General features: G+C 55.2%; 8 protein-coding genes. 7 read left to right on the forward strand and 1 reads right to left on the reverse strand.

The window, feature by feature from the left end; genetic code table 11:
• Nucleotides 1-131 precede the first annotated feature (131 nt).
• The gene (locus tag EGI20_RS13560) at nt 132-923 is read left to right on the forward strand and encodes an outer membrane protein assembly factor BamD (RefSeq protein ID WP_124735887.1); all 792 of its coding nucleotides are present in this window, start codon (nt 132-134) and stop codon (nt 921-923) included.
• Between the two features lie 84 nt (nt 924-1,007).
• The gene (locus EGI20_RS13565) at nt 1,008-2,000 is read left to right on the forward strand and encodes a zinc-dependent alcohol dehydrogenase family protein (RefSeq protein ID WP_498632105.1); all 993 of its coding nucleotides are present in this window, start codon (nt 1,008-1,010) and stop codon (nt 1,998-2,000) included.
• 67 nt (nt 2,001-2,067) lie between these two features.
• On the opposite strand, the gene EGI20_RS13570 is transcribed toward EGI20_RS13565, so the two are convergent.
• Nucleotides 2,068-2,406 (reverse strand): P-II family nitrogen regulator, encoded by a 339-nt coding sequence (locus EGI20_RS13570; protein ID WP_249615029.1) that lies wholly within the window; start codon nt 2,404-2,406, stop codon nt 2,068-2,070.
• A gap of 145 nt (nt 2,407-2,551) precedes the next feature.
• On the opposite strand from EGI20_RS13570, the gene purL reads away from it, so the two are divergent.
• The 5 genes from purL to EGI20_RS13595 all read left to right on the forward strand — a co-directional run.
• The gene (gene purL, locus EGI20_RS13575; RefSeq protein WP_498632107.1) at nt 2,552-6,508 is read left to right on the forward strand and encodes a phosphoribosylformylglycinamidine synthase; all 3,957 of its coding nucleotides are present in this window, start codon (nt 2,552-2,554) and stop codon (nt 6,506-6,508) included.
• A 218-nt stretch (nt 6,509-6,726) separates the two neighbouring features.
• Nucleotides 6,727-8,994 (forward strand): EAL domain-containing protein, encoded by a 2,268-nt coding sequence (locus tag EGI20_RS13580; protein WP_498632114.1) that lies wholly within the window; start codon nt 6,727-6,729, stop codon nt 8,992-8,994.
• Nucleotides 8,995-9,127: 133 nt separating this feature from the next.
• Entirely contained in the window at nt 9,128-9,406 is a 279-nt protein-coding gene (locus EGI20_RS13585; RefSeq protein WP_498632109.1) for a hypothetical protein, read from the forward strand.
• Nucleotides 9,407-10,498: 1,092 nt separating this feature from the next.
• Nucleotides 10,499-11,770: a Rid family detoxifying hydrolase gene (locus EGI20_RS13590; RefSeq protein ID WP_498632111.1), complete on the forward strand. Its 1,272-nt coding sequence runs from the start codon at nt 10,499-10,501 to the stop codon at nt 11,768-11,770.
• Between the two features lie 290 nt (nt 11,771-12,060).
• On the forward strand, nt 12,061-12,280 hold a 220-nt coding region (locus tag EGI20_RS13595), incomplete at its 3' end, for a transposase (RefSeq protein ID WP_498632113.1).

The raw sequence follows: 12,280 nt of genomic DNA on the forward strand, positions 1-12,280 counted from the left end.
TCAGCTTGGCGATGGCGCTGTCCAGCCTTTCGCCTGCCAGTGAAAGCGGAATATGCATGATGCGGGGCGCCGACATCTCGTTTTCTTCCGAGATGTCGTTATAATCGTCGGCATCGAAATAAGGATTGGTCATGAAAAGATATCTTGCTGCGATGTTGGTGGTTGCGGGCCTCGCCGGTTGCGCTTCAACTAGCGAGCCTAACGATGAAACGCGTGGCTGGACGGTCGAAAAGATCTATGGCGAGGCGAAAGACGAGCTTAATAGCGGCAATTATACGCGCGCGATCAAGCTCTATGAAACTTTACAAGCACGTTATCCCTATGGCCGTTATGCGCAGCAGGCGCTGATGGACCAGGCCTACACCCATTACAAGGATGCAGAGCCCGAGTTGGCCATTGCTGCTGCCAACCGTTTTGTGCGTCTGTATCCGGCGCATCCCAACCTCGATTACATGTACTACCTCAAGGGTCTGGTCTACTACAACGACGATAGCACGTCGCTGGCCAAGTGGACGGGGCAGGACATGAGCGAGCGCGATCCCAAGGCCGCCAGCGAAGCCTTCAACGCTTTTCGCGATCTGACCACCCGCTTTCCTGATAGCCCGTACAGCAAGGATGCCGCCGAAAAAATGCAGCGCCTGGTTGACGCGCTGGGCGGACACCAGATGCATGTGGCGCGTTACTATATGAAGCGGGGCGCCTGGCTGGCTGCGGCCAACCGCGCGCAGGATGTGGTGCGCGAGTACAGTAACACAGCTTATCGTGAAGAAGCGCTGGCCATCATGGTGGTGGCTTATGATCAGCTGCAGATGAAGCAGTTGTCTGATGATGCCCGCCGTGTGCTGGTACTGAATTATCCGCAAAGCGCCTATCTGGCCAAGCCATGGCAGGTCAAGGAAACCTCGTGGTGGAAATTCTGGTAAGCCTGCGCTTGCCTGACTGCTGACATCAAGACATGAAACAAGAGCCGCATTGCGGCTCTTGTCTTAGCCGGGAAAGGTCAATACATGAAAGCCATGATTATCCGCCAGTGCGGTGCGCCCTCCGAGTTCGAGCTGGCCGAGCTGCCCTTGCCCGAGCCGCAGGCCGGGCAGGTGCGCATCAAGGTGATGGCTACTGGGGTCAATCCCATTGATTGCAAGATACGCTCGGGTGCAGTGCCATTGGCACCTGCTTTACCCGCCATCTTGCAAGGAGATGTAGCCGGCGTGATCGATGCGCTGGGTTCCGGTGTGACGGATTTTGCTGTGGGCGATGCCGTGTTCGGTTTTATCGGCGGTCTGAAAACCCATTCGGGCGCTTTGGCCGAGTTTGCGCTGGCTGATGTACGCCTGCTGGCGCATAAGCCAGCGACGCTGGATTTTGCCAGTGCCGCGGCTTTGCCGGTTGTCGGCATGACAGCATGGGAAGGTTTGATCGAGCGCGCCGCTTTGGTGCCAGGGCAATCGGTGCTGGTACAGGGCGGGGCTGGCGGGGTGGGGCATATTGCTGTGCAGTTGGCACGTGCGGCGGGTTGCCGCGTGGTGGCAACCGTGTCGGGCAAGGATAAGGGCAAGCTTGCCAGGCAGCTGGGTGCGGACGAGGTGGTGTATTACCGTGATGAGGCTGTGGCCGATTATGTAGCGCGCCTGACCGGCGGGCGTGGTTTTGACGTGGTATTCGACAGTGTCGGCGGCGTGTCGCTGGATGCATCCTTGCAGGCGGCTGCAGTCGGGGGGCAGGTTATTGCCATCGCGGCGCGCTCGACCCATGATTTGTCGCCCATGCACAGCAAGGGACTGGACTTGTCAGTGGTGTTTTCCCTGTCGTCCCTGGTGTACGGGCGCGGTTTCGAACGCATAGGCCAGCGTTTGCGTCAGCTGGCGCTGCTGGCTGAAGCCGGCAAGCTGCGCGTGCTCTTGGATGCGCGGGTGTTTACCTTGCAGGCGGTGGGGGCGGCGCATGCACTGGTCGAGTCTGGCGGTGCGCATGGCAAAGTAGTGGTGCGTGTGGCGGACTGAGTCCACACGAGGGGTAATTAAGGCGGCGGAATCAGACCCGGCCGCCTTTTTTCATGGTCAAGCCGGTTTAGATGGCTTCTTCATTGGTTTCGCCGGTGCGTATACGCACGACCTGTTCGACGGCTGTGACGAAAATCTTGCCATCGCCGATTTTGCCTGTGCGGGCAACGGCAACGATAGATTCGATGGCGCGCTCGACCAGATCATCGGGCAGAACCAGCTCGATCTTGACCTTGGGCAGGAAGTCGACCACATATTCTGCGCCGCGGTACAGTTCGGTATGGCCTTTTTGCCGGCCGAAGCCTTTGACCTCGGTTACGGTCAGGCCGTTGATGCCGATTTCGGACAAGGCTTCGCGTACTTCATCCAGCTTGAACGGCTTGATAATGGCTTCGATTTTTTTCATATGATCTCCGTGCCGGTTATGCGTTCGACAAATATGGTCATTGTGACAACCCCGATATTATTACATCGTTGTCCGGTATTGCTTATAAAAAACCCTATTATCCTGTATTATTCACCGCTTCCCTGGTATTTGTTGCGGGTGTCGAATGTCCTATATTCTCAAGCTGCGGGGTGGTGCTGCCCTGTCTTCTTTCCGTCTGGAAAAACTACTTGATGCAGCCCTAGATGCCGGTTTGCCCAAGTTGGCGATATCCGCCGAATTCTGGCACTTTGCTGACAGCAGCGAAGCGCTAACTGATCAAGAGCAGGCTGTGCTGGCACAGCTGCTGACCTATGGTGCGCCGCTGCTTTCCGCGCCAGCCTCTGGTGAACTGTTTCTGGTGACGCCGCGTCTGGGAACGCTGTCGCCATGGGCGTCCAAGGCTAGCGATATTGCCAGCCATTGCGGGCTTGAAAAAATCCGCCGTATCGAGCGTGGCGTTGCTTTTTATATTGATGGCGCGGCTGCGCTGGACGAAGCGGCACGCCATACCTTGCTGGCGCTGCTGCACGACCGCATGACGGAAACGGTGCTCTTTAGTCTGGATGAGGCTGAGCGCCTGTTTACCCATTTCGATCCGCAGCCGATGAGCTCGGTCGATATCCTGGCAGGCGGGCGTGATGCCTTGCTGCTGGCCAATGGCGAACTGGGTCTGGCCTTGTCAGATGATGAAGTCAACTATCTGGTCGAAAACTTCACGCGCATGGGGCGCAATCCTAGCGACGTCGAACTGATGATGTTCGCGCAGGCCAACTCCGAACATTGCCGCCACAAGATCTTCAATGCCGACTTTATCGTCGATGGCGAGCAAAAGGCCAAATCGCTGTTCCGCATGATACGCGACACGCATGATGCGCATCCTGAGGGCACGCTGGTTGCCTATAGCGATAACTCCTCGGTGATCGAAGGCGGCTTTATCGAGCGCTTCTATCCTGCGCCCGATTCGCATCAATACGGCTTTACCCAAGAGCCGACCGCCATTCTGATGAAGGTGGAAACGCATAACCACCCGACGGCCATTTCGCCATTTGCCGGTGCTGCAACCGGTAACGGTGGCGAAATTCGCGACGAAGGTGCAACCGGTCGCGGCTCGCGCCCGAAAGCCGGTCTGACCGGTTTCTCCGTGTCCAACCTGAATATTCCCGGCTTCAAGCAGCCGTGGGAAGCGTACAGCGAAACGCAGGCCGAATATGGCAAGCCCGGGCGTATCGCGTCCGCGCTGGACATCATGCTGGAAGGGCCTATTGGCGGTGCTGCCTTTAATAACGAATTCGGCCGCCCGAATCTGGCCGGCTACTTCCGTACTTTTGAAGAAGAAGTACAAGGCGAGATGCGCGGCTACCACAAGCCGATCATGATCGCCGGTGGCGCCGGCAATATCCAGAACCAGCAGATCCATAAAAACATCATTCCGGAAGGTGCCTTGCTGATCCAGTTGGGTGGTCCTAGCCTGTTGATCGGCCTGGGTGGTGGTGCTGCTTCGTCCATGGATACCGGTGCCAACAGCGAAAACCTGGATTTCGATTCGGTACAGCGCGGCAACCCAGAAATCGAGCGCCGTTGCCAGGAAGTGATTGATCGCTGCTGGCAGCGCGGTACGGCTAACCCTATCGAGTCGATACACGATGTTGGTGCGGGCGGCTTGTCCAATGCCTTCCCCGAACTGGTGAATGATGCCGGTCGCGGTGCGATTTTCGAGCTGCGCAAAGTGCATCTGGAAGAGTCGGGTATGAGCCCGATGCAGATCTGGTCGAACGAATCGCAAGAGCGCTATGTGCTGGCCATCATGCCGGACGCGCTGGATGTATTTACCGCTATTTGCGAGCGCGAGCGTTGCCCGTTTGCCGTGCTGGGTGTGGCAACGGACGACGGACACCTGCAGGTGCGCGATGATGTGTTCGGCAATAAGCCGGTCGATATGCCGCTTAATGTGCTCTTGGGCAAGCCGCCGCGCATGACGCGCGATGTGTCCAGCGTCGTGCAGCCGGAGCAGGTGTTTGATGCTTCGCGTTTCCCGCTTAAGGAAACCGCCTATCGCGTCTTGCGTCTGCCAAGTGTGGCCGACAAGAGCTTTTTGATCACGATTGGTGACCGCACAGTGGGCGGCATGACGGCGCGTGACCAGATGGTGGGCCGCTGGCAGGTGCCGGTAGCCGACGTGGCTGTCACGACCATGGGTTTCAATAGTATCCGTGGTGAAGCTATGGCCATGGGCGAGCGTACGCCGACTGCACTCTTTAGTGCGCCAGCTTCCGGGCGCTTGGCAGTCGGCGAAGCGCTGACTAATATTGCCGCCAGCTTTGTCGGCAATATTGGCAACGTCAAACTGTCGGCCAACTGGATGGCCGCTGCCGGCCATCCGGGAGAAGACGCCAAGCTGTACCGCACGGTCGAAGCAGTTTCCAATATGTGCCAGCAAGTAGGCATCAGCATTCCGGTGGGCAAGGATTCGCTGTCGATGAAGACGGTATGGTCGGATGCAGAGGGCAAAAAATCGGTGACGGCGCCGCTGTCACTGGTGGTCTCTGCCTTCTCGCCGGTCGAAGATGTTAGAAAGACGGTGACGCCGGAGATCAAGGCCGACAAGGATACCGACATCATCCTGATCGATCTGGGCTATGGTCGCTGCCGTCTGGGCGGTTCGGCTTATGCTCAGGTATGGAAGGCGATGGAAGGGCGGGCACCGGACGTGGAAAGTCCGATGCAGCTGGCCAGCTTCTTCAATACTATCCAGTCGCTGCTGCGCGACGACATGCTGTTGGCCTATCATGACCGCTCCGACGGCGGTCTGTTTGCCACCTTGTCCGAAATGATGTTTGCCAGTCGTACCGGTTTGTCCATCGATTTGCAGGAACTGGTAATCGAGCGGCGCAATACCCAGCGCTATATTGCCGATTTCGTACAGCCGACACCGGAAGCCGCAACCCATGGCCGCATTATGCGTGTCCTGTTCAATGAAGAACTGGGTGCGGTGCTGCAGGTCAAGAAGGGTCACACCTCCGAAGTGATCTCGCGCTTTATGAAGGCGGGTATCGGGCGCGAGCTGTTCGTGCTGGGCAAGATCAACAGCAAGGATCGCCTGATCATCAAGCATCGTGGCGAAGAGCTGCTGAACGAAAGCCGCACCGATTTGCAGCGTGCCTGGAGCGAGACCAGTTACCGCATGCAGCGCCTGCGCGACAACCCAGCCTGCGCCGACAGCGAACATCTGCTTTTGTCCGATAACAAGGCGCGTGGCCTGTTTGCCGAGCTATCGTTCAATCCGCACGACAATCCGGCAGCGCCATTTATTGCCACCGGCAAACGTCCGCGCATGGCGGTATTGCGCGAGCAGGGTGTCAATGGCCAGATCGAGATGGCGGCGGCGTTTGACCGTGCTGGCTTTGAAGCGGTCGACGTGCATATGAGCGACATTATTGCCGGACGTGTCTCGCTGGCCGACTTCAAGGGCCTGGCCGCTTGTGGTGGTTTCAGTTATGGCGATGTGCTGGGTGCAGGGGAAGGCTGGGCCAAGAGCATCCTCTTCAACGCGCGGGCGCGTGACGAGTTCAGTGCTTTCTTTGCGCGCCAGGACAGCTTTGCACTGGGCGTGTGCAACGGTTGCCAGATGATGTCCAATTTGTCGGCCATCATTCCGGGGGCTGAAGCCTGGCCCAAGTTCCAGCGTAATGCGTCCGAGCAGTTTGAGGCGCGCTTTGCCATGGTGGAAGTACCGGCTTCGCCGTCCATTTTCTTGGGCGATATGGTGGGCAGCCAGTTGCCGGTCGTGGTCAGCCACGGCGAAGGCCGTGCGGTATTTGCGCCCGGTAAGGAAAATGATGCAGCGATTGCCTTGCGCTACATCGACTTCGCCGGGCGTCCGACCGAGACCTATCCGATGAACCCGAACGGCTCGCCAGGCGGCATCACCGGTGTGACGACAGCCGATGGCCGCTTCACCATCATGATGCCGCACCCTGAGCGCGTATTCCGCACCGTGCAGAACAGCTGGCATCCGGAGTCCTGGGGCGAGAATGGCGGCTGGTTCCGCATGTTTGCTTCGGCACGGCGCTGGGTGGCATAAAGCAAGCGCAGCGTGTGGTAATAAGTTGAAACGGGTGCCCTGTGGCACCCGTTTTTTTGTGCCTGTCGCTATTTTATCAAAATTGCATTAAGCATCTTTACAGTAAACAGTGTAAACACATAACATGTTATCTATTATCCGCTGCAACCATGTATTGTCGCGGGCTAGCGTAGGGCCGCATGTGGCGGTTATTGCCGGGGGCATGACAATTGGACCGAATGATTCGCGAGGCTGTTTTGCCTGCCCGTTTCGGGCAGGTCGAAGGGCTAGAGGAAGTATGCCGGCTGGTCGGCTATGATCATGTGCAACAAGCGTTACTGGCAAAGTATGCGGGTGCCTTGACAAGGATGATCCAGGGTTTTGGTCAGCGCTATTTCGGGCACTTGCTTGAATCCCATCAGGCCGCTCAGGCATTGCTGCCGCATCTGGGATCCCGTTTGTGCCTGCTGACCGATCAGCAGCAAAAACATCACCATGATCTTTTGTGTTTGCCGCTGGATGAGGCTCAAGCCCTGCGTGCACGGCAGCTAGGAGAGATGCATGCCCGTATCGGCCTGGATCCGTCTTATCTGGCGGGGCTGGGGGAGCTGCATATCCAGGCTTTTTCTGCTGCCATCGCTTGCCTGTCGCTGGATGCTGAACAGCAGACGCTGCTGCTGCAGTGCGTGCGCAAACGGGTGGGCGCCGACATGGTGTTGCAATTGTCTGGTGCGCTGGAGCTGCCGTCGCCTTTGCGTGTTCAGTCAGCGGATTTGTTTCAGGTCGAGCAATTTTCTCGCCTGCTCTCCGCGCTAAGTAATCGGGAAGCCTCTTCATTGGCGGCGAGCAGCTTGCCGCAATATCTGATCGAGCTTTGTGGGCAGCATGGTTTTCCTGCCGCCAGCCTGTATGGCTTGCCCAACGGGCAGTTGCTGGCGGGTAAGCGCAGTGCGCCAGTCGATGCGGCGTTGTCACATATCATTCTGGAGACACTGGCTGGCAGTTATCAGCCCTGTGCCTGTAGCACCTGCTATCCGACACTGATCACAGTGCCGCTCATTGGCTCCGGCAAGCCGCTTGCCTTGCTGGTTTTGGCTACGGAAGAAGCGGGCAGTCTGCAGCCGTCGGTAAACGGCATACTCGCTGCGATAGGACGCGAGGCCGCACGCTTGCTGCTTGCTGCAGTCGGACAAGCAACGCTGACGCCTGCGGAGCAGGAGCTGGCCTATTTATCCCATTACGATAGCCTGACCGGTTTATCCAATCGCACCCACTTGCTGGCACTGCTGGATGGCATGCCCTCTGGCGAGCGCTGGGTAGCAGTACTGGCAATTGATGGTTTTCACGAAATCAATGCCCGGCTTGGGCATGATTTCGGCGACCGGGTATTGCTCAGCTGCGCCAGCCGGATCACGCCAATGCTGCCTCCCGGGAGCGGTGTGGGACGGGTAGGTGCGGCGCGCTTTTTGTTGTATGGCCATGGTGCCGAGGCACAGCTGGACAGTCTGATCGCGTCCATTGTGCATGTGCTTGAGCAGCCTATTGATCTGGGTAGCGAGCATGTCCAGATCAAGCTCAGCGGCGGGGTGGTGATGGATAAAAGCGGGTGCTGTCAGGGGGCAACCTTGCTGCGCCGTGCCGATCTGGCGCTGATCCGCGCCCGACATAAGGGCAATAGCCACTGGCATTATTACGATGCTGCGATGGACGAGGAAATCCGTCAGTTACACTGTCTGCGTACCGAGTTCTCCCAAGCGCTGGCACGGGACGAACTGGTATTATTTTTCCAGCCCAAGATTAATTTGCATACACATGCCGTAATTGGTGTTGAGGTTCTGGTGCGCTGGCGCAAAGACGGACGCTATATTGCGCCGGGCCAGTTTTTCCCTGCAATTGAAGCGACAGACCTGATGCGCCAGCTCGATAGCTGGGTATTAAGAGAGACCCTGCGCCATCTCGCGAGCTGGCAGCGTCAGTTTCGGGCGTTACCTGTCAGCGTCAATCTCTCGGCCATGAGCCTCAAGCATGATGATTTTCTGCCCATGGTTGAGCGCCTGCTGGCACAGTATCCGCAAGTCGCCTGCCTGCTTGAGATCGAGGTGCTGGAAACCCTTTCGCAGCAGGAAGCCTTGCAAATCGCACACAAGCTTGAGCATTGCCGTGCTTTGGGTATTCGTATCGCGCTGGACGACTTTGGTACCGGCGCATCATCGCTGGTTCATCTGCAGCAGTTGCCGTTTGACACTATCAAGATTGACCAGCGTTTCGTACGCCAGATGATAGAGTTTCCCGATAACGAGGCTATTATCCGCAGCATGGTTTCTTATGCCAGTCATAGCGGACGCCGTCTGGTAGCCGAGGGTATCGAGAGTCAGCCCATCTGGCAGCGCCTGCTTGAACTGGGTTGTGAAGAGGGGCAGGGCTACGAGATTTCGCCACCTATGTCGGAGGAAACGCTCGCTTTATGGCTGATGGAGTGGCATGCCGGTGCGGCCGTACCGGCTTGAATTTAGCCGTGTCATGGCTCATGGTGCGAATATTTGGCATCTGGCGCAGGAGATGGGCTGGCCCGCATGGGCGGGTTTTGTGCGGGGCCTGTTTCTGCGCGCTGCAATCTTGATTACTTCTCTACCGGGCGGCATGCCGATTGGGGCTTGGCGCTGTGTCGGCCTGGCGCTGTTGATGGCGATTGCCTTGTTGCCTATTCAGATGATCCCGCTATTAGGCTTGGGCATCATCGAAACCGGATCGGCACCTTATGCCAAACCGACAATTTTTCTTTTCCTTGGCGGCTTTATCCGCGGTCTGGCGCTGGAGCGCGGGAATCTGCATAGACGCATCGTGCTGTTGGCGCTGCGCGTCGTGGGTTGCCAGTCGCGTCGCCAGATTGCCGGCTTCATACTGGCGACTGCCTCCTAAAAAACACCCTCCGATTCAGGTAAGGCTACGTAGCACATAGTCCAGTGATGCTGTGCGATGGGTCAACCGTTTGAGCACCTGTTCGCGGTAGCGCTCCTCATAGTAGTCAACACCAGGATCGGCATAGTTCATGCCATGGTGCTGATTTCATATGGCAAGCAACGCGGGCGCAATTCGGCGCGTAGCTTTCTGGTGTGGCACAGGTGCTTACTAAACGCATATACACAGTTACCAGCCAGGTGATCCGCGCAGGCAGTAGCGTTGCAGTCGCAAACAGTCCACGACTAACAATAAGTAATATTTAAAATATATGGCATATGTGGCAGTTGCCATGTTTATAGGTACACCCGTACACAAGGTGGTGCTGTGGTGGTCGCTGCTTTGGAGTAGTACGCAGTGAAAAGGCGTTGCTGAATATGGGTTGGTGCACAAAGCTACATTTGCGATTGTGCAAGATTTTGAGTTAGTGGTATGAGAAAAGCATGATGATGATCATCGACACAGTTTGATCGAAATGGCCATGCTGCGCTTTAAGCTACAGAGCAGGGTAACTACTGCCTTGCCTAGCGTTGTACCTGATGAAAAACGCTTGTTTTGAGTGTATCCAATCGGTTGTGAATGCCGCTCATGGCGGCTCGTATCTTAAAGTTCGCTGGAGTTGGGAGAGGCTAGATCTATTGTGGCGTTATTTGATTGGCGGTGATGATAAGTAAATATATAGAGCAGGATTTTTAAATCATATGGTATATATTTTCATTATTTCTGCTGAGGGAAATATATTATCGGTATCGATTGATGTATTGCATATTGTTATTATATTTATGTCATACTCCGCCAGAAAAATAACTCCCGACTGCTTCCGAGTGTTGACTTGCACTTTGCTCAGGTTTATATTTAATTTCACTTGCTTAATGGTTTGAATAAAGCTTGGATTTTTAAAGAAATATATTCCGGATATTTACGCGTCTGCATTTATGTAGGCTACTAGTAAATTTCGTATTCCGGATTGGGTCGTGGCGACTGCCGATATGGAAGTGGAGCATGTGCTGCCACGCCATACTTTTAAATACAGCATAAAGGTTTGGTACTATTATGAGCGGCTATAACGCGGTATTAGCAAGAAATACAGAAAATGCACCTAAAGCTATTGGGCTGTATTCGCAGACTGTAGCTTTTTCTCATTATAATAATCTTTCCGCCCAGTTACCGGTCGATCCAAAAACTGGTAAATTGGTCGCTGGTGGTGTTAAAGAGCAGGCTGGGCAGTGCTTCACTAATATCAAGGCGGTTGTGGAAAGTATCGACCACGCCATGGACGATATTGTTAGGATTACAATCTTCCTAAAGAACATTTCTGATCTTGATGCCGTGAACGAAGTTTACGCATCTTTCTTCTCTGGCTATATGCCAACGCTGACAACTGTTGCAGTATCCGCTTTGCCTATGGATGCTCTGGTGCAAGTTGAAGCACTTGTTTCGAATGGTGTGGGTACTATTCCTGGTGCACCGCAGGCTGGCGATCTTATTAAGACTGCCCGGAATACGGAAAATGCACCGGTTAGCGCACTGTCTACGCAAACGGTTGCATTCTCTCACTACAATAACATTTCGGCTCAATTGCCTATCGACGCTAAGACTGGAAAATTGGTGGCGGGTGGAGTGAAAGAGCAAGCAGGTCAGTGCCTGAAGAATGTGAAGGCGATTCTTGAGGGAATCGACGTACCTTTTGACGATATTGTTAAGGTAAATATATTCCTCAAAAACTTATCGGATATTGATGCCGTAAACGAAGTTTATACGACATTCTTCCCTGATTCGGCTATCGCTAGAACAGTAGCCTATGTTCCTGCACGTACTGTTATTGCCGCAACTGCTTTGCCTATGGATGCTTTGGTGCAAGTCGAAGTGGTTGTATCACACGGTGATGGCACACCTCCGCAAGCGGTTGAGGATAGGCATGGTCTCATTATCTGGGCTAACAATACCGACAATGCACCGAAAAATGCACTGTCTACTCAAACGGTAGCCTTTTCACACTACAACCATATTTCGGCGCAATTGCCTTTGAATCCTAAGACGGGCAAAATGGTGGCGGGCGGTGTTAAGGAGCAGGCTGATCAGTGCCTGAAAAACATCAAGGCTATTGTCGAGAGTATTGGGCATGTGCTGGGTGACGTGGTTAAGGTCAACATCTTCCTGAAAAACATCGAAGATATGGGGGCTGTAGACGAGGTTTACACCACGTTCTTCCCTGGTGGTGTGCCTGCACGCAGGACGGTGGGTGTGTCGATGTTGTCTCATGACGCCCTTATCCAGATTGATGTTGTAGTATCGAATGCAGAAGGTACGCCACCTAAGGCATAACAGCTTTTGTTGGCAAACACGGAAACTATCATGATTTCGTGTTGATGTTGGGGGCGCGCAAGTCGCATCTCCACCCATAAATGAGGAAGCCGGAATCTATAGGCTTCCTCTTTTTTATGGGCAGCTTTTATTGAACTGACCTGTCCCGCACCACCCGAGGCTCACTCCCAGGGGCGTTGTGTCAGCAGGTCGTATATTCGAGTGCGCTCGCCAACTCTCGGGTGATATGAGGTAGCCTGAGTTCTGTAGACACGCCTGTTTGGTAAACTTTGAGCGAACAGGAGTGAGAAATGAGCAAGAGAGTAACGCAAAGCTATGCGCCGGAATTCCGGGCGGAAGCGATCAAGCTGGTGCTTGAGCAAGGATTCTCGGCGGTCGAGGCTGCTGCGCGACTGAACATGAATCAGGGCACGCTGGCGTATTGGGTAACGCAAGCGCGTAAGGCAGGCAAAACCAGCTCCGCCAAGGCAGGAACGCCCAGCGCGTCTGATCTGATGGCCGAGGTTCGGC

It is taken from the genome of Aquitalea sp. S1-19 (genome assembly GCF_024343515.1).